Consider the following 22,564-nt stretch of genomic DNA (forward strand, 5'->3'; position numbering starts at 1 on the left):
ACCTCACGGACCCCCGAGCACCACCCGCTCGATCCGGTCGAGGGCGAACATGCGTTCCGCCTCACGCAGGTGACACCAGCCGACGAGGAGGTGCTCGACCTGCGTCACCTCCGACACGACCCGCTCGGTCACCCGACCCGACTGCCCGCGGTACCGGATCCGCACCGCGCCGCCCTTCGCGACGGCCTGCGCGAGCTCGCGGACCTCGGGGTCTGTCAGACGCTTCGCGTGCCGCGCGAGCCGGGCCACGATCTCGTCGTCCGTCAGCTCTCCCGCCGGCGGGAGACCCGCCACGAGCCGCGCCGCGAGCGCCGTCGGCGACTCGGGCGGCGCCGCCCGCCACTCCGGCCGACCGTCCGGCATCTCGATCCCCGCCTGCTCGGCCCACTCCCGGAGGGCGGCCAACCGGTCCTCCGCTGCGGTGTCACCGACCGCCTCGCCGACGGGCTCGCCGCCCGGAGCCGCCACCACCGCATCCGACCCCGGGCCCGACCCCAGGCCAGACACCCCCGGCCGCGCCGGCACCCGCACGACCCCGTCGGCGTCGACCTCGGCGGGCAGGTGCCCGACGGCCCGGAGCCGTTCGAGCACCCGGCCCACGTCGGCCTGCGCGACGGCGACGGTCGGCGCGACGAGCCGCAGCCCGAGCGTCCGCGTCCCGACCTCGGCGACGACCTCGGCGAGCAGCGCCTCGTCCTCGCAGACGACGACGGCCTGGGCGGGACGCACCCGCAGGTGCCCGTGGCGGCGGGCCACGTCGTCCACGAGGTAGCGGACGGGCTGCGGCAGGTCCTTGCCGGCGAGGTCCCGGAGACGCTCGGTGACCTCCGCCCCCGTGTACCCGGCGTCGAGCGCGTCCCGGACCGTGACCGCGGACAGGCGCCACACCGACGCCGCCCCGTGCGTCTCGCGGCGGCCGACCGCATCGAGGAAGTCGGTGACCCCGGCGCTGGGCGAGCCCGCGACGACGACGGTGAGGTCCGACCCGACGGCGACGGTGTCCGTGCGCGCAGGCAGCATGTCGACGAGCGGGTCGGCGAGGTCCTCGACGCGGACGAGCGCCCGGCCCAGCCGGGTGACCCGTCCGAGCGCGACGGCACCCCAGCGCTCGGCCTCGTCCCACGACGCGCGCGCGGCCTCGCCGTTGACGCCGAGCGGGAACCACCACCGCAGGTTGCGGACGAGCTCGTCCGCGTCGACCACGCCGTGACCGTCGGGCAGGTCGGCTCCCCGCCCGAGGACGAGGTCGCGCGCGACGAGCACCGAGGGGTCGTAGCCCACGCCGACCGCGACGGCCTTGCCGTGCTCGTCCCGCTCGTCGCTCAGGACGGCCGGGGTCCTCGTCCACGCGTCCAGGAGCTCGGCGACGCGGTCCACAGGGTCGCCGGCGCGCCACCGGTCGAGGTCGGCGGTCGGGGTCACGATCCCGCCGTCGTCCGCCTCGAAGAACCCGCACGCCAGGCCGATGCCGAGCCCGAACCGCACGTCGGACGCCGCGATCCCGGTCGACTTCGCGAGCCGCGCGACCTCCCGGGCCCCGACGCCCCCGGACTTCAGGAGCTTGAGCCGGTGCCGCCCGACGGCCTCGAGGGTCGCGGTCACCGCGGACACGGTGCTCGTCAGCGCCGCAGCGGCTGCGGACTCCGACTGGCGGACGTCCACGGGCGCCGCCGCCAGGTACGGCTCGTCGGCCGGGAACGCGGCCCTCGCGTCGTGCGGGAGCAGCGCGTACCGGACCTCGGCGGGCATCACGGCCGTCGCCATCGTGGTCCGGAACGCGATCCCCGCCTCGAGGGCCCACTGCGCGGCGCGGTAGTGCGCCCCGAGCGGCGGCCCGGTGAGCTCGTCGGCGAGCATCCCCGCCTCCCACGAGCCCCGGACGACCCGCGCGGCGAGGGGCACGCGCGCCGTGACCGTCCGGTCGGTCGCGACGATCTTCTCGAGCGTGGCGATGACGTCCGTCGGGGCGTCCGCGAGCGCCCGCCGCACGTTCTCGGGCTGGGCGAGATGGTCGACCACGACCTCCACGAGGTCGTCCTTGCGGGTGGGCACCTCGCCCCCGTACCGCCGGACGACCTTGCTCAGCTCGCGCGCCGGCACGTCGCCGAGGGCCTCCCGGGCCGACGCCCCGAGCCCGAGGGGCGAGACGAGCACCGCCCGGACACCCGGGTTGGCGGCGATCCCGCCCTCACGGGGCGTGGGGACCACGAGCACCGCCCCGGTCGCGACCGCGAGAGCGCGTTGGAAGCCCGGCGCGTCGAGCGACGTCCCGAGGAGGTCGGTCACCCGGTCGAGGTCCGCGGCGGCGCCGAGCGCGGCGACGGTCTCGACGAGGGCGAGGGTCGCCGCGTCGGACTCCACGAGCGCGCCGGTCACGACGTCCGGGTGCTGGAGGCGGGCCGCGAGGTCCGCGAGGTCCCGGACCGGCGGGGACGTGAGGCACGAGCGGCTCCGAGCGAGGACGCGGGCGAGGTCGGCGGCGTCGAGGCCGGCCAGGAACGCGAGGACGTCGTCGGTCATGCGCCCATCATCCCGGCCGTCTCACCCCTGAGCGTCCGCCCCCGCCGCAGACCGGGTCACGTGGTCCCACAGCAGACCCCGCCCCCGGGTGCTCGGCAGGGCGGCGCGGACGGCGCGGGCCGCGTCTCCCCGCGGCACCCCGAGCCGCGCCGCATATGCGATCGCGACCACCGGCGTCCGCTGCTCCGCGGCGACGCAGTGCAGCATCACCCGGCGTCCCTCCGCCCGCAGCGCGGCGACGACGTCCGCGGTGTCGTGCAGCACGAAGTCCAGGTTCGGGTTGTCGCCGGGCCGCTCGGAGTCCATGAGCCAGACCTCGACGTGGTCCTCGGGGCGCACGCCGGCGGCGGGGACCTGCGCCGTCCCCCGCCGGCACAGCGTCACGACGGCGTCGCAGCCGTGGTCGACGGTCGCGACCGTGCCGAGCACGACGCCCTCGTCCGCGGGGTGCGGCACCCCGCGCCGGACGGGCACCCACGGGTAGTCGACGCGCTCCCCCGCGGGCCACCCGACGCTGTCCGGCACGCCGCCGCGCGCCGTGAGGATCCCGAGCCCGACGAGGTCGCGGGCGCGCATCCCCGGCCACCCGTGCACGACGCGTCGCCACGCCGCAGGGACCGCGCTGGCACCCCAGTACGCCCCGAGCAGCCCGCCCGCGATGGCGGCGACGGTGTCGGTGTCCCCGCCGATCCGGACGGCGGCGTGCAGCGCGTCCTGCAGGTGCCGGCAGGCGAAGCTGCCGGACGCGGGGTCGTCCTGCGGGACGGGTGTCGTCGCGATGGCGTGCCACGCGGCCTGCAGCGCGGTGACGGTGAAGCCGTTGCCGCGCAGGTCGGGGGCGGTGTCGGGACGCTCCGCGTCGTCGATCCAGGCCGCCCAGCGCTCGCGTCGCTCGGCGGGGAGCAGGTCGAGGCCCGCCCGGACGTCGAGGCGACGCGCGGTGACAGCGACCCGGACGGCCTCCGACCACAGGACGCACGAGTCGCCCGCCAGTGGGTCAGCGTGGGTCAGCTCCGCGACGGCTCGGGCCGCCTCGACGGTCGCCACCCGGTCGTCGAGCGCGGTGAGCCCGACGACGGACGTCCGCATGAGCGCACCGTTGCCCGCGGTGCGACCGGTCCGTGCGTGGTGCGCCGCGGACGCGGTGGCCAGGCGCTGCGACGGCGTCCCGTCCAGGCGGGCGGCCGCCCGCAGGACGGCGCTGGTCTGGATGCCGACGTCCGACGCGCCGCCTCGCAGCCAGCCCTCGAACGCCGCCGCGACCTCGTCGAGCGCGTCCGGGGTGCGCAGGTCGGCGCCCGTCGCTGCGACGCGGGCGATGCAGAGGGCCATCTGCGTGTCGTCCGACCACTCGCCCGGGGCGTAGGGGCCGAGGCCGCCGCCGCGCATCTCGGCCTCGACGCTCGGGGCGGGCGGGGTGCCGAACTCGTACGGGACGCCCAGGGCGTCGCCGCACGCCTGGCCGAGCAGGACGCCAGCGGCGCGGTCGGTGGTGGCTGGGTTCATGCGGACCTCCGGAACTCGGAACCGTTTTGATGTCGAGTTGACGATAACCGATGTCGTCAGGATGACGCAAACTGCGGATCTCTCGTGCCGGGCCAGCCGACGACCTGCCACACTGACGCGATGTCCGCCCGCGAGCTCGTCGTCCTCGGAACCGCCAGCATGGTTCCCACCCGGGACCGCAACCACAACGGGTACCTCCTGCGCTGGGACGACGCCGGGATCCTGTTCGACCCCGGCGAGGGAACCCAGCGGCAGATGACCCGCGCGGGTGTCGCCGCGTCGTCGATCACCCGCATCGCCCTCACCCACCTCCACGGCGACCACTCCCTCGGGCTGCCCGGCGTGGTGCAGCGCCTCAGTCTCGACCAGGTGCCGCACGTCGTGCCCGTGAGCTTCCCCGCGTCCGGTGAACCGTGGATCGAACGCCTGGTCGACGCGACGGTGTACCACCGTGCGGTCAGCCTCGACCTGCAACCCCTCACCAGCGACGGACCCGTGCCCGGCGGGCCTGGCCCCGGCGCGAGGACCTCGCTGACGCTCACCGCCCGGCGGCTCGACCACACCGTCGACGCCTACGGGTACCGCGTCGACGAGCCCGACGGGCGACGCGTCCTGCCCGAGCGGCTCGCGGCGTTCGGCGTCGCCGGCCCGCGCGTGGGGCGGCTCGTCGCCGACGGGTCGCTCGTCCTGGACGACGGGCGGACCGTGCGCGCCGACGACGTCGCCGCACCCCGCCGCGGACAGTCGATGGCGTTCGTCATGGACACCCGCGTCTGCGACGCCGCGTACGCGCTCGCAGACGGCGTGGACCTCCTCGTCATCGAGTCCACGTTCCTCGAGCGGGACGCCGACGCGGCCGAGCACTACGGGCACCTCACCGCCCGGCGGGCCGCGACCATCGCCGCAGAGTCAGGGGTGCGCAGCCTCGTCCTGACGCACTTCTCGCAGCGGTACCCCGACGCGGAGGAATACGAACGCGAGGCCCGCGAGGTGTTCGACGGCACGCTGACCGTCGCGAGCGACCTCGACCGGGTGCCGGTGCCGCCGCGGGCGTGAGGCGCCGGTGCCCCCGGGGTCCTGGCATCCGGGCATCGGGGCGATAGGACCGTTTGTCCACAGATTGAGTCACAGGGTGTGGACGATGTGTCGGTTTCGGTAGGTTTCCCTCACGACATCGACGTCAGGGGGACCGATGACCGCACCCACCGCGCCCGCGCGTGACTCACGACGACCGACGACCGTCCGCGCGACGAGATCCGGCGCAGCGCTCGTCGCCGCGGCGGCCCTGCTGCTCGGCGGGTGCACAACGGGCGACGACGCCCACGCCGAGAAACCGTGGCCCACCGTCGCGGGCGAGACCCACGCAGCACCGCCGGAGACACCGACCCCGACCAGCCGACCGACGTCGGGCGCCACCCCGAAAGCCGCGCCCGCGCCGCGCTCGACCGGGTCGATCGACGACGTCGTGCCGAAGCCCGCACGTCCGGTGGCGATGGACCGCACCGACGCGGCAGGCGCACGCGCGGCGGCGGTCTACTTCACCGAGCTCTACCCCTACACGATGGGAACTCTCGACCTCACCGAGTTCGATCGCATGTGCAACTACGAGATGAGCAACTTCTGTCGGGACGTGCGCGATGAAGCGAAGCGGTTCAGCGCGGAGGAAACCATCTACCGCGGAGGTGCGATATCCGTCCGCGTTGTGGCGGTCCATCCGCGCGACGAACTCACACACGCGTTTGCCGTCGACATCGTGACGTCGCAGGCGCCCGCCCGGGTCACGAAGCGCACAGGTCGCAGCCAAGTCGTCAATGCCGAGCCGAAGGTCAACGCACGAGTTGTCCTCCTCCATGAACGCGGGGGGTGGACGGTCGTGGGACTAGGCACGCCGAGCGGAAAGTCATGACACCCACGTTCTCGCCACGGCTCAGGAGCATTGCGGTCATTGCCGGGCTGACCCTTGCCGTGTCGACGCTTCCAACCGACGGAACCCCGACGAGCTTTGGTGGACATGCGGACGGTAATGACGTCGATGTCGTCGGGACGTCCGGCAGCGACTCGTCCGACTCCGTCGCCGATCCTCACGACACCAAGAAGCCCGCTCTCCCCGCGACCACCGAATACCGACGCCTCTCGTCGTCGTGGTGCGCCAGCAGCACCAATCCCGCCGTCGTCGCCGTCTGCAAAGTCTGGTTCCTCGTCGCCACCGAGACCACCGACTGCGCCGCCGCCACACTGCTCTTCGTCCGCCACCGCGAGATCGACCCCGACGGCACCCCCGGACCCTGGTCCGAGTACGAACCCGCCGAGACCCAACCCACCTGCACGGTCACCATCGACGACATCGACCACGCCCTCACCCGCGACTTCGCCACCGTCCACCTCGCCCCCCCCCCCCTGACCGTCCAACCCGCCACCCCCGACGTCCTGATCAACGTCCCCGTCATCGTCCACACCACCGCCACCCCACAGACCCTCACCACCACCGTCCTCGACACCCCCGTCGACATCGAAGCCACCCCCACCCGCTACACCTGGAACTTCCACGACGGCCCCACCCGCACCACCACCACCCCCGGCCACCCCTACCCCACCAGCGACATCCAGCACACCTACGCGAGCCCCGGACCCACCACCATCACCCTGACCACCACCTGGACCGTCCGCTTCCGCGTCCACGGCCAGACCACCTGGCACGACGCCACGGGCACCGCCACCACCACCAGCCCCACCCACCACCTCACCGTCGTCACCCGCACCACCCACCTCGTCGAAGACCCCCTCGACCCCTGAGCGCGCGCGTCCGCGACGGCCGCCCACGTGACGGACGCCGCTGACCTGCGGTGTCGTGAGGCGCGACCGGGACGGATCGTGGCTTCCGCGGTGGGCGACGGGTACTGTCGCGACCTCAGGGAACACCGAGGGAGGCCACGGGTGACCGTCACGGAAGGTGCCACGGACGAGGTCGTGCTGCCCCCCGGTGCGACGCAACCGGACCTGTTCGACGTCCTCGCGGAGGACGGCGTGGACCCCGGGTCGCTGGCTGCGGTGTATCCGGCCGTCCCGCCACCCCCGCCCCCCGCGGACGGTGAGACGGAGTCCCGTGGTGGCGACGTCGACCACCACGGGATCGCACGGTTCCTCGGCAGCGAGGCGTTCGCGACGCTGTCGAGCCGGGACCGGTCGTCCATACCGTTGTCCGACCCGACGCTCCTGCTCGAGGTCCGGCTGCCTGAGGCAGGCCATGTGTTCACGGTGGCGTCCGTGGTCGAGCGGGAGATCCGGCGGCTGGCGGCGGCGGTCGCGGAGTGCCGCCGACCGACCGACGACATGCTGGCGGAGGCGCTCGCGGACGGCCGCCCGGTCCCGCCCGGTCCGGGGGGCATGCGGATCGTGCGTGCGACGGGGTCGGACGCGGCGCTGACCGTGGTCCTGGAGCCGTTCGACCCCGCGCAGAGCCCGCTGTCCCGGTGGCCGCGACTCGGTCTGGCGCTCGCTGCGGCCGCTGTCGCGGACCTCGGTTTCGCCGTCGCGGACAGCGCGGGCACCGTGTTCTCGGTGGACCTCGCGCGCGCCCGGTCCCGGGTCGTCGCGGGCGGGCTGCCCGACCGGGCCGTCACCATGGTCCTCACGGGCCGCCAGGGCACCAGGACGCGCCAGGTCACGGTCGTCACGACGGGCGAGCCCCGCCCGCGCGTCACCGCCGCGTGAGCATCGCAGCACCGCGCTGAGCAGCACCGCCGTCTGAGCATCACCGCCCCCCCCCGCCGACCGGACGCTGATCCACCGCGGCGACGGGGCGGGCGCGGCGGCGGGGCAGGGTGGCGGGTTTTCACCCGCTCCTCCCTGTGAGCGGCCGTTGACGCGACTGTGATGCCTCGGGACGATGGGTGACGGTCCGATGTGACGTACGTCACGGATCATGCTGACGCGACCCAAGGCCGCCAGGGGCCCTGCTCGTCGCCGCCGCGCGTCACGACGGACGCGCCACCCGCACCGCTCCACCCCGGAGACCGCTCCCCTCGGAGACCCCATGCGTACGTCACGAAAGCTCGCGGCGCTCGGCGCCCTCGGCCTGCTCCTCACCTCCGCCCCCGCCGTCGCCGACGCCCACGGCAGCCACACCCCCACCCCCGACCCCGTCGTCCGGTCCGACCAGCTCGCCGCGCCGTTCAACCTCGACCTGTCGTTCGGCAAGGTCTGGTTCGCCGACGGCGGCATGAACATGGTCGGGAGCCTCGGTGCCGGGGGCGCCCCGGTGCCGCTCGCGACCGACCAGCCCGGCGCGTCCGGCATCGCCCTCTCCCCCGACGGCCGGTACCTCGCGTTCACCACGACGGTCTCGAACGAGGAGACGTTCGAGAACACGGAGTCGGGCCTCAACATCTGGGGTCCGCTCGGGTCACGCGTGTACGCGGACACCCACGCGTACGAGGCCGCGAACAACCCCGACCAGGTCAACGACTACGGCGTGGACAACCCCAGCCCGTGCGTGTCCGACGCGCTCGCGGCCCTCGGCGGCCCGGCGTCGTACACGGGCCAGGTCGACTCCCACTCCTACTCCGTCGCGGCCTACGGTCGCAGCTGGGTCGTCGCGGACGCCGGCGCGAACACCCTGTGGAAGGTCACGTCGTCGGGCGACATCAGCACGCTGGCCGTCCTGCCGCCGCAGCCGACGACGATCACCGCCGACCAGGCCGCCGCGCTCGGGCTGCCCGACTGCGTCGTCGGCGTCACCTACGCGTTCGAGCCCGTCCCCACGGACGTCGAGGTCGGGCGCGACGGGATGCTCTACGTGACCACGCTCCCGGGCGGCCCCGAGGGACCGGAGCTCGGTGCGCGCGGCGCGGTGTGGAAGGTCGACCCGCGCTCCGGCCACGCCACGCGGATCGCGTCCGGGTTCCTCGGCGCGACCAACCTGGCGATCGGCAGCCGCGGCGAGATCTACGTCGCCGAGCTGTTCGGCGGCAAGGTCTCCGTGGTGCAGCACGGCAAGGTCTCGACGTACGTCGACCTGCCGGGCGTCGTCGCGATCGAGACCCGCTCCGACGGGTCCGTCTGGGCCGCCACGCTGGCGAACGACGACCCGGCCGCCCCGGGCACGATCGTCCAGCTCAGCAAGGGCCACGCGTCCTGGCGAGGGTGGTTCCACCACCGTCGCTGACCGTCACAGGGCGTCGGGGAGGACGTCCGCCCGCGCGAGCCGCCGGCGGACGGCCTCCCCGCCCACCTCCTCGACGAGCGCCCGCGGCCCCACGACGACGAGCAGCGACCGTGCCCGCGACATGCCCGTGTAGAGCATGCGGCGAGCCAGCGCCGTGTCGCGGAACCCGTTGACCGCCAGCACGACCGCCGGCCGCTCCAGGCCCTTGAACCCGAGGACGTGCCCGTAGAACACGTCCTCCTCGGCGAAGAACCGGTCCCAGTAGGCGGCGTGCCCCACCGCCGCGACGTCCGTGACCTGCGCCGGGTGCCGCGACCCCGTCGTCAGCAGCGCGACGCGGCCCGCGCCCCACCCCTCGTCGAGCAGCACCTCGACGACGTCGTCGGCCGCGCCGACCGCGTCCTGCGCCGGCACGTCGAGGACGCGTACCGGCGGCCCGTCGAGGCCGCGCGGGCGCAGGCGCTCGTCTGCGAGCGCCCCGAAGGTCTGCGCGATCTGCTTGGTGGAGCGCAGGTTCTCGTCCAGGACGAAGGGCGGCAGGTCGATGGGGACGACCCCGTCGCGCGGGAAGACCCGCTGCCCCTCGTCCATGAAGACGAAGAGGCCACCGTGGTCGGGGTCGCGCAGGCAGCGCAGCAGGCTGGGCCACCACAGGTCGCCGAAGTCCTGGGCCTCGTCGACCACGACGGTGTCGAACAGCTCGGCGTGGGGCTGCTCGGCGGCGAGCCGGCCGAGCTCTCGCGGGAGGGTCGTCTCCCAGTGGTCGGGGTCGTCGTCGGCGCCGGGTGCGGCGCCCCACCGGACGGGCAGGTCGTGGAACAGACCGACGTAGGCGGGCCGGTCCCGGGCGGGCCAGGTCGCGGTGACGCGCTCGAGGTAGCGCCCGAGGCCGCGGGAGTAGCAGAGCAGGGCGACGCGTTCGCCCGCGCGGGCACGGCGTCGTGCCTGCTCCAGCGCGACCCATGTCTTGCCGCTGCCGGCACCGCCGACGACGCGGAACCTCGGGAAGTTCCGCAGGACGTCGACGAGGCGCGCCTGGTCACGCGTCAGCTGGTCGACGCGGGACTCGTGCCGGGCTGCGGCGAGGAGGGACTCGACCTGGCTGGGCAGCTCGCACTCGAGCGTGGCGACGATCGCGTCGACGGCGGCGGCGTCCAGGTCGCCCCACCCGGACCCGTGGGCGGTGAGCGCCGTGCGGACACGGTGCGCGACCCCGAGCCCCGTCTCGAGGTCGGCACGGTCGACGAGGAGGCCACGGGGCAGGTCCACCGCGTCCCAGGCAGCCGGCGCGAAGACGTGCGGCAGCGCGACGAGGTGGGCGAAGCGGGCGCCCGACCCGGGTGCGCCGCGTCGGGCCAGGAGCGTCTGGAGGGCGTGGCGGGCGCCCTGGACCTGCCCGACGGGGTCGATCCGGTGCCGGGTCTCGCCGCTGCCCTGCCACCAGGCCCCACCGGACCGGGTGACGTGACCGCCCTTGACCTCGACGGCCGCGACACCGAAGCCGGGCCACAGCACGAGCCCGTCGATCTCGTGCTCGTGCGCGTCCAGCACGAGCCGCAGCCCCCAGAACAGGACGGCGTCGTCGGGGAGCTGGTCGGCGAGCGCGCGCCATACGGCGTGCTCGGCGCCGCCGTCGTCCGGGAAGTGCGGCGACGGCGGGTAGAGGCGAGGCATGTGCCCGGTGTACACGGTTCGTCGGGTGAACGGAACAGTCTCCGGGTGGACGACCGGCGACTTCACCCGCGGGCCGCGTCGGGCGGCGTCGTGGCCGCCCCGCGATGCCGACGGTTGTCCACACGCCCGGGCACAGGTGTGCACATCCACAGGCGTCGTCGGGCGAGCCGGACCGACCGGCACGTGTCGGTCCGCGCTGCTACGTTGCCGACGACCGATCGACCGAGCGATCCGGTTGACGACCTGCGAGGACGAGGGGGCGGCATGGCATCCGGCGCGGCATCCGACGCGGCATCCGGCGGGCGCGGCCTGCGAGCCCACACCTCCGAGCGCGCGGACGTGCTCGTCGACACGCTCGCGGAGCTCCTCGCCACCGACCCGCCGGCCGACCCCTTCGCACCCGAGGTCGTGGCCGTCCCCACGCGAGGCGTCGAACGGTGGGTCGCGCAACGGCTGTCGCACCGGCTGGGCGCCCTGGGCGCCCCCTCCGCCGCCGGGGACGGCAACGGGGACGGCGCCCCGGACGGCACGGTCGCCGAGTCCGGGGTGTGCGCCAACGTGGCGTTCGCGTCGCCCGCGCGCCTGGTGCACCGCGCGGTCGCGGCCGCGTCGGGCATCGACCCGGACGACGACCCCTGGCAGCCCGAACGCTTGGCGTGGCACGTCCTCGACGTGGTCGACCGGGCGGTCGGCGAGCGGGAACCGTGGGCGGCGCCCCTCACCCGGTACCTCGTGGACCCGCCGGGGAGCGGGCCCGACGACGGGGTGCGCGCCGGACGGCGCATGCGGCTCGCACAGGCGGTCGCCGGCCGCTTCTCCTCCTACGCGTCGCAGCGACCCTCCCTGACGGTCGGATGGGCCGCCGGGCGCGACGACGACGGGTGCGGCGTGCCGCTGCCCGACGACCTCGTCTGGCAGGCGCACCTGTGGCGCGCGGTCCGCGCCCGCCTCGACGTCCCCGACCCGGCCGGACGTCTCGCCGTGGCGACCCGCGCACTGCGGGACGACCCGGCGCTCGCCGACCTCCCGCAGCGGCTCTCCGTGTTCGGCCCGACGCGCCTGCCGGAGGCCCACCTCGACGTGCTCGACGCTCTGGCCGCGCACCGCGACGTGCACCTGTGGCTACCGCACCCGTCGGACGCCCTGTGGCAGCGCACGTCCCGCTGGGCGACCACGGCCCCGGCCGGCGCGGCGCACGCCCCGCGGCGCGCCGACGTCCCCGACCTCGCGTCGGCACCCCTCCTGGGCTCCCTCGCGCAGGACGCGACCGAGCTCGGCCTGCGGCTCGCGGCTCGCGGCGCCGAGGTGCTCCACCACCCGGCACCCCCGCCGCCCCCCACTGTGCTCGGGCTGCTCCAGTCGGCCCTGCGCGCCGACTCCCGGGGCGCCGTCGGCTCCACGGGCGACCGCGCAGCCGGCGCCGCGGCGGACCGGTCCGTCCAGGTGCACGCGTGCCACGGCCGGTCCCGCCAGGTCGAGGTGCTGCGGGAGGCCGTCGTCGGGCTGCTGGCCGACGACCCGAGCCTCGAGCCGCGCGACGTCGTCGTGCTGTGCCCCGACGTCGAGGCGTTCGCCCCGCTCGTCGTCGCGACGTTCGGCGCCCCGGGGGACGTGGACGGGGTCGACGGCCCCGCGTCCGGCAGCGGTGGGCGCGGCGGTGGAGGGCGTCCCCCGCACCCCGGTCGCACGCTGCGCGTCCGGGTGGCCGACCGGTCCCCCGCGCGCACCAACCCGCTGCTGCGGGTCGTCGCCGACGTGCTCGAGCTCGCCGGCTCGCGCGTCACGGCGTCGGCGGTCGTCGACCTCGCCGGGCTCGAGGCGGTGCGCCGCCGGTTCGGCTTCGACGACACCGACCTCGAACGCCTGCGTGCGTGGGCGCTGCGGTCCGGCGTCCGGTGGGGCGAGGACGCGACCCGGCGCGCACGGTTCGGGCTCGGTGCCGTGGGCCAGGGCACGTGGGAGGCCGCGATCGACCGTCTGCTCCTCGGTGTCGCGATGGCCGACGAGGACGACCGGTTCCTCGGGGCGACCCTCCCGCTCGACGACGTCGGCAGCACCGACGTCGAGCTCGCGGGTCGGTTCGCGGAGCTCGTCGACCGGTTGACCGGTGTCCTGGACGCGCTGCGCGGCGAGCACCCCGCGCACGCCTGGTTCGACACGCTCGACACGCTCCTCACCCTGCTCGGCGACGTCGCCGCGCCGGCCCAGTGGCAGCGCGTCGAAGCGCGCGCGGTGCTCGCGGACGCGCGCGCGTCCGCCACCGGTGCGTCGGGCGCTTCAGGGGCGCCGGGGACCGACGATGGCGCCGCAGGATCCCGGCTGCGGCTGCCCGACGTGGTGGCGCTGCTCGCCCCCCGGCTCGCCGGCCGGCCCACCCGCGCCGGATTCCGCACGGGCGCCGTGACGGTGTGCTCGCTCGAGCCCATGCGGGCCGTGCCGCACCGCGTCGTGTGCCTGCTCGGCATGGATGACGCCGCCTTCCCGCGGGTCACCACGACCCACGGCGACGACGTGCTGGCCCGCGACCCCCTCGTCGGCGAGCGCGACCGCAGGGCCGAGGACCGCCAGCTCTTCCTCGACGCGGTCATGAGCGCGTCCGACCACCTCGTGGTGGTCCACTCGGGTGCGGACGAACGGACCGGGCGACCGATGCCCCCCGCGGTACCTGTCGGCGAGCTGCTCGACGCGATCGACGAGGCGGTCGACCTGCACGGTCCGGACGGCACCCCGACCACGGCCCGCGCGTCGCTCGTCGTGCACCACCCGCTCCAGGCCGTCGACGAGCGCAACTTCACGCGCGACGCCCTCGGACGCCCCGGCCCGTTCAGCTTCGACGTCGTCGAACGGGACGCGGCGCTCGTCGCGCGGCGTCCGCGGGCGGGCCACGCCGTGCTCCTCGACGCCCCGCTGCCCGACCCGGTGACCGGGGACGAGCGAACCACCGTCGAGCTCGACACCCTCGTGGCCGTGCTCGAGCACCCGACGCGCACGTTCGTCCGGCGGCGGCTCGGTGCGACGCTGCCGCGCGACGCCGAGGACCTCGACGACCGCATCCCGCTGGTCCTCGCCCCGCTCGACGCCTGGGCGTCGGGCGAGCGCCTGCTCGCGGCCGCGCTCGGCAGGTCGGACCTGCAGCGCGCGTTCGCGGCCGAGCGGCGCCGCGGCACCATGCCGCCAGGGCGGCTCGGCGGCGCCGCCCTCGACGAGGTCGCCGCGCGCGCCGACGCCGTCGCCACGGCGGCGCGCCCGTCCCTGGACGGTGACGCGTCGGCCGTCGACGTGACCGTCACCCTGCCGGCGGGTCGCGTCCTGGCCGGGACGGTGCCCGGGGTGCGCGGACGCACCGTGACGCGCGCGACCTACTCCCGCCTCGCCCCCAAGCACCGGCTGCGCGCCTGGGTCCACGTGCTCGCCCTCGCCGCGTCCGAGCGCGACGCTCCGGCCGGCGCGTGGCGTGCCGTGACGGTCGGCCGCGGGCCCGGTCGACGTCCGACGGCCTCGGTGCGCACCCTCGCCGCACCCGAGCACGGCCAGGCGGAGCGCCTGCTCGCCGCGCTCGTCGCCGTCCACGACGCCGCGCTGCGCGAACCGCTCCCGCTCCCGGTCGACCCCGCGGAGACGTACGCACGGGAGCGGGCCGGGCACGCCGCTCCCGAGATCGCGCTCGACGCCGCGCAGCGCACCCTCGCGGACGCGTTCGACGAGGACGAGTACGACGCGCTCGCCTGGGGCGCCGGCTTCGACCTCGCCCGGATCGCCGGCGTCCCGACGGATCTCGAACGCGCAGCATGCCCCGGCGAGCCGACCCGGTTCGGCACGCTCGCACGGCTCGTCTGGGACCCGCTGCTCGCCCACGAGGACGGAGGCGCCGCATGACGGCACCCGCCGGCACCACGGCCGTGTTCGACGTCTGCGGGCCGCTGCCCACCGGGACCACGGTCCTCGAGGCGAGCGCCGGCACGGGCAAGACGTTCACCATCGCGGCGCTCGTGACGCGGTACGTCGCCGAGGGCGTGGCACGCCTGCCGCAGCTCCTCGTGGTGACGTTCGGGCGCAACGCCACGAGCGAGCTGCGGGACCGGGTGCGCGAGCGCCTCGTGACCACCGAGCGCGCCCTGCGCGACCCGGCGGCTGCGAGCCACCCGGACGAGCTCGTCCGGCACCTCGCCGCGACCGACGCGACCGACCTCGCCGCCCGCCGGTCACGCCTGACGCGCGCGCTCGCCGAGGTCGACGCCGCGACGATCACGACGACGCACGGGTTCTGCCAGCAGATGCTGTCGGCCCTCGGCACGGCGACGTCGGGCGGCGTCGCCGAACCCGGCACGCCGCTCCTGCCGGACGTCGCCGACCTCGAGGCGGAGGTCGTCGACGACCTCTACCTCGCGAAGTACGCGCCCAGCACCGCCGCGACGCTCGACGTGAGCACCGCGCGGACGGTCGCCCGTCAGGCCGTGAGCGACCACGCCGCGCGGCTCGCGCCCGAGGACGCGGAGCCCGGCACACCGGCCGCGGACCGGTTCGGGCTGGCCCGTGCGGTGCGCCGCGAGCTGGACCGGCGCAAGCGCCTCGCCCACGTCGTCGACTACGACGACCTCCTCGTCCTGCTGCGCGACGCGCTCGCCCACCCGGAGTCGGGCGACGCGGCCGCGGCCCGCGTGCGGGAGCGGTTCGACGTCGTGCTCGTCGACGAGTTCCAGGACACCGACCCGGTGCAGTGGGAGGTGCTCGAGCGGGCGTTCCACGGGCACCGCACGCTCGTGCTCGTCGGCGACCCGAAGCAGGCCATCTACGCGTTCCGCGGCGCGGACGTGCACACGTACCTGCGCGCCACGCGCGTCGCGACGCACGCCACGCTGGGCACGAGCTGGCGGACCGACGAGCCCGTCCTCGCGGGCCTGGGTCACCTGTTCGGCGGGGCGGCGCTCGGCGACCCGGCGATCGTCGTGCACCCGGTCGCCGCAGCGCACCACGAGCGGCGGCTCGAGGGCGGGCCACCCGTGGTGGTCCGCCGTGTCACGCGTGCCGCGGCGGGCGCGACCGGATCGAGGGCGCCCATCGTCGGTCGCGTCCGCGCGCTCGTCGTCGACGACGTGGTGACACAGGTGGTGCGGTCGCTGACGGGCTCCCGGCTGCGGCACGGCGACGGCACGAGACCGGTCGAGCCCGGGGACGTCGCGGTGCTCGTGCGCAGCAACAAGCAGGCCGTCGACGTCCAGGGCGCGCTCACGACGGCGGGCGTGCCGGCGGTCGTCTCGGGACTGTCGAGCGTGTTCGGGTCGCCCGCCGCGCGCGACTGGCTCGCCCTGCTGGGCGCGCTGGCGAGCACCGGCGAGCCCGGCAAGGCGGGCGCCGCGGCGCTCACCCCGTTCGTCGGATGGGACGCCCGCCGGCTCGCCCTGGCCGACGACCCCGAGCGCGAGGACCTGGCCGACACCCTGCGCGCCTGGTCGCGCGTCCTTGCCGACCGGGGAGTGGCGGCGCTCCTCGACGCGACGACGTCCGCCGGGCTGCACGAGCGGCTGCTGCGCCGCACCGACGGCGAGCGCCTGCTCACCGACGTCCGCCACGTCGGCGAGGTCCTCCACGCGACCGCACGCGACGAAGGCATCGGCGGTGCCGCGCTCGTCGAGTGGCTGCGCGCCCGCATCGACGACGCCGAGACCGACTACACGGACGAGCGCTCGCGCCGCCTCGAGACGGACGCGGCCGCGGTGCAGGTCGTCACGGTGCACGCGGCGAAGGGGCTCGAGTACCCCGTCGTGATGGTCCCGTTCCAGTGGGACCGGTGGCTGCCGCGCTCCCCCGAGGTGCTGCACCACCACGACGCGTCGGGCGAGCGGCGTCTCCACGTCGGCGGCCCGGGCAGCCCCGGCTACGACGACGCCCTGGCCCGGCACCGCGCGGAGGAGCTCGGCGAGGACCTCCGCCTCGCCTACGTCGCCCTGACCCGGGCCAGCAGCCAGGTGTTCGTCTGGTGGGCGCCGAGCACCGTGACCGGCGCGGGAGCCGTCGGACGCCTGGTGCTGGGCGAGCGGGACGTCGACGGCCGACCCGCGCCGAACGCGCCCGTGCCGTCCGACGACGTCGCCGGGGACCGTTTCGACGCCTTCGCCGCGACGAGCGGCGGCACCGTCGCGCACGAGCCGGTCTCCGCGTGGCCGGTGCCCGCGACCTGGGTCCGTCCGCCGGGTGCGCACGCCGAGCTCGCCGTCGCGCGGTTCGGGCGCACCGTCGACACCACCTGGCGGCGCACCTCCTACTCGGGACTCACGGCGCACGCGCACGACGCAGGACCAGCCGGCCCCGCCTCACCGCTGCGCGCCGGCGTCGCCGACGAGCCCGAGACGCCGGGCGTCCAGGACGAGCCCGACGGGCCGCTCGACGCGGTCGCGGCGGGGTCCGTCGTCGCGTCCTCGCCCGACCACGACCAGGACCACGACCACGACCACGACCACGACCACGACGGGCTCCGCAGCGTGCCGTCGCCGCTCGACGACCTCCCGGGCGGCACCGCGTTCGGCACGCTCGTGCACGCCGTCCTCGAGCACACCGACACGCACTCGGACGACCTCGAGGCGGAGGTCCGGGCCCGGTGCGAGGCCACCGGCCTGGCCCCCGCGCTCGGCATCCAGCCGGCACGCCTCGCGTCCGCGCTCCTGCCGTCGCTGCACACGCCGTGCGGACCGCTGCTGGGTGGCCGCACGCTCGCCCAGCTGCCCGCCGCGGACCGGCTCGCCGAGCTCGAGTTCGAGCTGCCGCTCGCGGGCGGCGACCGGCACGACGCGGCACGACGCGACCCCACGCTGCGCGCGATCGCCGACCTCCTGCGCGTGCACCTCGCGCCCGACGACCCGTTCGCGTCCTACGCCGACCAGCTCACCGAGCTCGGCGATGACGCCTTCCGCGGCTACCTCACCGGGAGCATCGACGCCGTCCTGCGGGTACCCGGTCCGGCCGGTCACCGGTACGTCGTCGTGGACTACAAGACGAACAGGCTCGCGCCACCCGGCGAACCGCTCACCGCCTGGCACTACCGCCCCGACGCGCTCGTGCGCGCCATGGGCGACTCGCACTACCCGCTCCAGCTCCTCCTGTATACGGTGGCGCTGCACCGCTACCTGCGCTGGCGCCTCGCCGGGTACGACCCCGACGGGCACCTCGGTGGCGGCGCGTACCTGTTCGTCCGTGGCATGTGCGGGCCCGACACCCCGGTCGTCCCCGCGCCCGGGCGCGCCCACGGCAGCCCGGACCCGTGGCCCTGCGGCGTGCTGTCCTGGCGGCCGCCGACCTCGCTCGTCGTCGCGCTGTCCGCGCTGCTCGACGGCGCGCCACCCGAAGGGACCGTGCCCCGATGACCGAGACGCTCCCCCGCGCCGCAGCGAGCACTCCCCCGCTGGACGCCGTGCCCGACGGCGACCCGACCGTCCCGTGGCGCGCCGGGCCGCTGCTGGGTGCGTTCGCCCGCGCGGGCGTGCTCACGGCCGCGGACGTGCGGACCGCCGAACGTCTCGGCCGTCTGACCGGCGAGCCCGACGAGACCGTCCACCTGGCTGCGGCGCTCGCCGTGCGCGCCCTGCGGGCCGGATCGGTGTGCTTCGACCTGCGGACCGCGCCGGACCTCGTCGCGGAGGACATCGCGGGTGAAGACGTCGCGGTCGAGACCGAGGCCGCCGCACCGTCGGACCGCCCGAGCGTGGCGGCTCTCCCGTGGCCCGAGCCCGCAGCCTGGCACCGTGCGCTCGCCGCCAGCCCGGCGGTGTCGCTCGGGGCGGAAGGCCCAACGGACCGTCCCGTCCGGCTCGTCGACGGCCTCGTCTACCTCGACCGGTACTGGCGGGACGAGCAGGCGGTGCGCAGCGCCGTCACCGCGCGGCTCGCGTCCGCGCTGCCCGTCGACGAGCCCTCTCTCGCGGACGCCCTCGCGCGCTGCTTCCCGCCGACGGCCGACGGCGCGCAGGTCGACGCCGCGGCGACCGCGGCGCGGTCCCGGCTCACCGTGCTCACCGGTGGACCCGGGACGGGCAAGACGACGACCGTCGCGCGGCTCGTGGCCACGCTCCAGCAGCTCGCGGCCACCTCTCGTCCACCGGTCGAACCCGGCGCGTCCGACCCGGCCGTTCCGCTCCGGGTCGCGTTCTGCGCCCCCACGGGCAAGGCAGCGTCCCGGCTCCAGGAGTCCGTCGACACGCAGCTGCAGGAGCTCGGCGACAACCTTCCCCTCGGACCGGTGCACGCCACGACGATCCACGCGCTGCTCCGGACCGTCCCCGGCAGCACCACGCGGTTCCGGCACGACCGGGCCAACCGGCTCCCCCACGACGTGGTGGTCGTCGACGAGGCGTCGATGGTGTCGCTCCCGCTGCTGGCACGCGTCCTGGACGCGCTGCGCCCCGACGCCCGGCTGGTGCTCGTCGGCGACCGGCACCAGCTCGCGTCCGTCGAGGTCGGGGCGGTCCTCGGCGACCTCGTCGCGTGGCTCGGACCGCGGGCCGGCTGCGTCGTCGAGCTGACCGTGCGGCACCGGTTCGGCGAAGAGCTCGGCGCGCTCGCCGACGCGATCAACGCGGGTGACGGCCCGGCCGCCCTCGCGCTGCTGCGCGCCGGGGGTGAGCACGTCGAGCTCCTCGAGTCGGACGACGACCTGGTGGACGTCGACGCGCTCGGTCCGGTGCGTGCCGACGTCGAACGCGCGGGCGCGGCCACGGTGTCCGCGGCGCGCGCCGGCGACGCCGAGGGAGCGTTGCGTGCCCTCGGCGCGCACCGCCTGCTCGTCGCGCACCGGCGCGGTCCGGCGGGGGTCGCGCGCTGGGCGGCGCTGGCCGAGGGCTGGGTCGCAGAGGCGACGGGACCGCACGACCGCTCCGCCTGGCCCGTCGGTCGACCCCTGCTCGTCACGACGAACGACCGCACCACCCGTCTCTCCAACGGCGACACCGGCGTGGTGGTCGCGCAGGGCGACGGGGTGACGGTCGCGTTCGGCGACCCGCAGTCCGTGCACCTCGTGCCGCCGCACCGGCTCCCGGTGACGGACCCCGTGTACGCGATGACGGTCCACCGCGCGCAGGGCAGCCAGTTCGACCACGTGACCGTGGTGCTGCCGCCCGCGACGTCCCCCCTGCTGACCCGCGAGCTCCTCTACACCGCGGTCACGCGCGCGAAGGACCTCGTCCGCGTCGTCGGGACCGCCGAGGCGGTGCTCGCCGCCGTGGCACGACCGGTCCGGCGCGCGAGCGGCCTGGCAGGGTCGAGACGACCGGGCGGCGCGTGACGGTGTCGCCAGTGCCCCCCGGTGCCGCCCGACGACAGGGGTATCGTGCGTCCCGCCGTCGCACCGACGGCGCGCCCGCAGGACGGAACCGATGACCAGCACCCCCGAGCCGCCCCTCCCGACCCCACCCTTCGGGCCGCCCGCGGCGCCACTCCCGGCGGCACCGTCAGCCCCCTCGGCGCACGCGCCCGGCTGGTTCCCCGACCCAGCCGTCCCCGGCCAGGTCCGGTGGTTCGACGGGGCACGGTGGACACCGCACACCGCGCCGGCGCGCACCGCGCCGTCACCGCGCGCGACGGTGCGGCGGTCGACGACGGTCGCGTGGGTGCTGGGTGCCGCCGTCGTCGCGTTCCTGGTCGGCGGCGGTCTCGGTGCGCTGGTCGTCCTCGCCGCCACGAGCGACGACGCCGGCGCCGTGTCCGCGGGAGCGGGCACGAACCCGTCGCCGGACACGTCGCCGGACGACGGCTGGGTGACGTCGGGGCCCGACGGCGACTCGACATGCGCCGACCTGCGCCACGAGGCGCTCACGAACCCGTCGTACTACTGGCAGTCGACCTCGGACCGTCCGTCGGACATCACGCGCACCACGAAGCTCCTGGACCGGCAGGACACCGCCGACACCCCGGCGTCGGGCAAGACGCTCGTGCTCGTGTGCCGGTTCGAGGCGACGTACACGAACGGGCGCCACGGCGACCTGTTCGGCGTGGTCGACCTCGAGCCGGACGACTACGTGTACCTGACCTTCTCGGACAGGTCTCCGCTGAGGTCGACCTGAGCGGTCTACCCGGACGTCCCCGCCGACGGGCAGAGCGCGGCGACGGCGCAGCGGCCGCACGCGGGCTTGCGCGCCGCGCACACGCGGCGGCCCTCGAAGATCAGGCGGTGCGACATCATCGTCCAGTCCTTGCGCGGGATGAGGGCGGCGATGTCGGCCTCGATCTTCACGGGGTCGTCCTGGGTGGTCCACCCGAGGCGTGTCGAGACCCGCTTGACGTGCGTGTCGACGGTGATGCCGGGGACGCCGAACGCGTTCCCGAGGACGACGTTCGCCGTCTTGCGACCGACCCCGGGCAGCGTGACGAGGTCGGCGAGCCGCCCCGGCACGTCGCCGTCGAAGCGCTCCACGAGCGCCTGCCCGAGCCCGAGCAGGGACGTCGCCTTGGCCCGGAAGAACCCGAGCGGACGCAGGAGGGTCTCGAGCTCGTCGCGGTCGGCGGCGGCGTACCCGGCCGCGTCGGGGTAGCGCGAGAACAGGGTCGGGGTGACCTGGTTGACGCGCACGTCCGTCGTCTGGGCCGAGAGCACCGTGGCGACGAGCAGCTCGAGCGGGTTCGTGAAGTCGAGCTCGCAGCGGGCGTCGGGGAAGGCCTCGGCGAGCAGCCGGTCGACCTTGCGCGCCCGGCGCACGAGCGCGGTGTGCGAGACCGCCGGCGCGGCGGGACGGAGGGCGGGGGCTTGCGCGGTGGACCGTGGCACGTCGCCAGCCTAGGGAGGGCCACCGACGTGTGTCCGTCGGTTGCCCCTGGCAAGCCGTTTCAGCAATTTCCTGTACTATCCCGCTGCCGACGCGGCGACCCACAGGGGGTCATGCGTCAGAATCGAGTCACCAGCATGGTCCGCACGTCGCTCACCGTCACCGCCCTCACCGGGGCCCTCGTCCTCGCGGGCGCAGCAGCTCCCGCCCTCGCCGCAGGCACGACCGACCCCTCGGGTCCGTCCACCGCGCGCATCGCGGCGCTCGCCGCGACGGCCGGCGACGCCTCGACCACCGCCTCCACGGTCAAGGCCACGGTCACGGCCCTCCCCGACGTCACCGTCGTGCGCGACGGCAGCGTCCGCGTCAACGTGACCATCACGCTCTCGCGTGCGCTCCAGACCGGCGAGGTCGCCGCGCTCGCCTACGGCCCCGCGTCGGCGGAGGAGCCGAACATCCTCGCGGTCAGCGGCACCGGCACCACCCTGAAGGCGGCCTTCCTCGTCCGTGACACCGCGGCGAGTGGCACCTGGGTCGTCGACGCGATGGGCGTCGGCGGCGCCCCGAACTACCCCACGCTCTTCGAGAGCTACCGCACGTTCCACGTCAAGCGCCCCACCGTCATCAGCCTGCACTCGAACCACGGCACCGCCCACGTCGGCGGCAGCGTCGCCTTCACGGGCCAGCTCAACCGCCTCCTGCCGACGGGCAGCAGCACGGCGTACAGCGGCTTCGCGGGTCAGATCGTGCGGATCTACGCCGACCCGGTCGGCTCCGCGCCCAAGAAGGTCGTCGCGACGGCTCGCACCACCTCGACGGGCGCGTTCTCGCGCACCCTGACGCTCGACGCGACCGCGACCTACACCGCGACCTACGGCGGCGTCGTCGGACCGGCTGCGGCGTACGCGCCGAAGACGAGCTCGTCGCTCGTCGTGCACGTGGTGCGCTGACC

The 22,564-nt window shown here is 75.6% G+C and carries 14 protein-coding genes; 10 read left to right on the forward strand and 4 right to left on the reverse strand.

Annotation, left to right across the window (positions count from 1 at the left end):
* Positions 1–3: 3 nt before the first annotated feature.
* The gene (locus tag CLV34_RS04895; protein WP_100349047.1) at positions 4–2,520 is read right to left on the reverse strand and encodes a helicase-associated domain-containing protein; all 2,517 of its coding nucleotides are present in this window, start codon (positions 2,518–2,520) and stop codon (positions 4–6) included.
* Between the two features lie 21 nt (positions 2,521–2,541).
* Positions 2,542–4,026, reverse strand: a complete 1,485-nt coding sequence (locus tag CLV34_RS04900; protein WP_100349048.1) for an ADP-ribosylglycohydrolase family protein — start codon at positions 4,024–4,026, stop codon at positions 2,542–2,544.
* Between the two features lie 120 nt (positions 4,027–4,146).
* Between CLV34_RS04900 and CLV34_RS04905 the strand changes: the two genes are divergently transcribed.
* The 5 genes from CLV34_RS04905 (at position 4,147) to CLV34_RS04930 (ending at position 9,190) form a co-directional block, all read left to right on the forward strand.
* Positions 4,147–5,082 (forward strand): ribonuclease Z, encoded by a 936-nt coding sequence (locus CLV34_RS04905; RefSeq protein WP_100349049.1) that lies wholly within the window; start codon positions 4,147–4,149, stop codon positions 5,080–5,082.
* Between the two features lie 136 nt (positions 5,083–5,218).
* Positions 5,219–5,932 (forward strand): DUF6318 family protein, encoded by a 714-nt coding sequence (locus tag CLV34_RS16295; protein WP_157803699.1) that lies wholly within the window; start codon positions 5,219–5,221, stop codon positions 5,930–5,932.
* Between the two features lie 59 nt (positions 5,933–5,991).
* A complete protein-coding gene (locus tag CLV34_RS04920; protein ID WP_100349052.1) occupies positions 5,992–6,819 on the forward strand; it encodes a PKD domain-containing protein in 828 nt (275 codons plus the stop codon).
* 141 nt (positions 6,820–6,960) lie between these two features.
* Positions 6,961–7,737, forward strand: coding sequence for a hypothetical protein (locus CLV34_RS04925; protein WP_100349053.1), 777 nt, complete (start codon positions 6,961–6,963; stop codon positions 7,735–7,737).
* 322 nt (positions 7,738–8,059) lie between these two features.
* Complete coding sequence (locus tag CLV34_RS04930; RefSeq protein WP_100349054.1) at positions 8,060–9,190, forward strand: ScyD/ScyE family protein; 1,131 nt, start codon at positions 8,060–8,062, stop codon at positions 9,188–9,190.
* Positions 9,191–9,193: 3 nt separating this feature from the next.
* Here CLV34_RS04930 and CLV34_RS04935 read toward each other — a convergent pair whose 3' ends face one another.
* On the reverse strand, positions 9,194–10,864 hold the full coding sequence (locus CLV34_RS04935) for a nuclease-related domain-containing DEAD/DEAH box helicase (RefSeq protein ID WP_100349234.1): 1,671 nt from the start codon (positions 10,862–10,864) through the stop codon (positions 9,194–9,196).
* 264 nt (positions 10,865–11,128) lie between these two features.
* Between CLV34_RS04935 and recC the strand changes: the two genes are divergently transcribed.
* From recC to CLV34_RS04955, 4 genes are all read left to right on the forward strand, one after another.
* On the forward strand, positions 11,129–14,740 hold the full coding sequence (recC, locus tag CLV34_RS04940) for an exodeoxyribonuclease V subunit gamma (protein WP_100349055.1): 3,612 nt from the start codon (positions 11,129–11,131) through the stop codon (positions 14,738–14,740).
* Positions 14,737–18,222, forward strand: coding sequence for a UvrD-helicase domain-containing protein (locus CLV34_RS04945; RefSeq protein ID WP_100349056.1), 3,486 nt, complete (start codon positions 14,737–14,739; stop codon positions 18,220–18,222). The genes recC and CLV34_RS04945 overlap by 4 nt, the downstream gene beginning before the upstream one ends.
* A complete protein-coding gene (gene recD, locus CLV34_RS04950) occupies positions 18,219–20,135 on the forward strand; it encodes an exodeoxyribonuclease V subunit alpha (RefSeq protein ID WP_100349057.1) in 1,917 nt (638 codons plus the stop codon). The genes CLV34_RS04945 and recD overlap by 4 nt, the downstream gene beginning before the upstream one ends.
* 91 nt (positions 20,136–20,226) lie before the next feature.
* The gene (locus CLV34_RS04955) at positions 20,227–20,913 is read left to right on the forward strand and encodes a DUF2510 domain-containing protein (protein WP_100349058.1); all 687 of its coding nucleotides are present in this window, start codon (positions 20,227–20,229) and stop codon (positions 20,911–20,913) included.
* Positions 20,914–20,918: 5 nt separating this feature from the next.
* On the opposite strand, the gene nth is transcribed toward CLV34_RS04955, so the two are convergent.
* Positions 20,919–21,614: an endonuclease III gene (nth, locus tag CLV34_RS04960; protein WP_100349059.1), complete on the reverse strand. Its 696-nt coding sequence runs from the start codon at positions 21,612–21,614 to the stop codon at positions 20,919–20,921.
* Between the two features lie 135 nt (positions 21,615–21,749).
* Between nth and CLV34_RS04965 the strand changes: the two genes are divergently transcribed.
* A complete protein-coding gene (locus tag CLV34_RS04965) occupies positions 21,750–22,562 on the forward strand; it encodes a hypothetical protein (protein WP_100349060.1) in 813 nt (270 codons plus the stop codon).
* Positions 22,563–22,564: the final 2 nt, after the last annotated feature.

Origin of the sequence: Luteimicrobium subarcticum (assembly GCF_002798015.1) — a bacterium.
Classification (GTDB): Bacteria; Actinomycetota; Actinomycetes; order Actinomycetales; family Cellulomonadaceae; genus Luteimicrobium; species Luteimicrobium subarcticum.

What these genes read in the sequence shown, in the direction of transcription:
- CLV34_RS16295 (WP_157803699.1), top strand. Translation starts at nt 5,219, where the DNA reads ATGACCGCACCCACCGCGCCCGCGCGTGACTCACGACGACCGACGACC.
- CLV34_RS04895 (WP_100349047.1), bottom strand. Translation starts at nt 2,520, where the DNA reads ATGACCGACGACGTCCTCGCGTTCCTGGCCGGCCTCGACGCCGCCGAC.
- CLV34_RS04905 (WP_100349049.1), top strand. Translation starts at nt 4,147, where the DNA reads ATGTCCGCCCGCGAGCTCGTCGTCCTCGGAACCGCCAGCATGGTTCCC.
- CLV34_RS04955 (WP_100349058.1), top strand. Translation starts at nt 20,227, where the DNA reads ATGACCAGCACCCCCGAGCCGCCCCTCCCGACCCCACCCTTCGGGCCG.
- CLV34_RS04930 (WP_100349054.1), top strand. Translation starts at nt 8,060, where the DNA reads ATGCGTACGTCACGAAAGCTCGCGGCGCTCGGCGCCCTCGGCCTGCTC.
- CLV34_RS04965 (WP_100349060.1), top strand. Translation starts at nt 21,750, where the DNA reads ATGGTCCGCACGTCGCTCACCGTCACCGCCCTCACCGGGGCCCTCGTC.
- CLV34_RS04900 (WP_100349048.1), bottom strand. Translation starts at nt 4,026, where the DNA reads ATGAACCCAGCCACCACCGACCGCGCCGCTGGCGTCCTGCTCGGCCAG.
- recD (WP_100349057.1), top strand. Translation starts at nt 18,219, where the DNA reads ATGACCGAGACGCTCCCCCGCGCCGCAGCGAGCACTCCCCCGCTGGAC.
- CLV34_RS04935 (WP_100349234.1), bottom strand. Translation starts at nt 10,864, where the DNA reads ATGCCTCGCCTCTACCCGCCGTCGCCGCACTTCCCGGACGACGGCGGC.
- recC (WP_100349055.1), top strand. Translation starts at nt 11,129, where the DNA reads ATGGCATCCGGCGCGGCATCCGACGCGGCATCCGGCGGGCGCGGCCTG.
- CLV34_RS04945 (WP_100349056.1), top strand. Translation starts at nt 14,737, where the DNA reads ATGACGGCACCCGCCGGCACCACGGCCGTGTTCGACGTCTGCGGGCCG.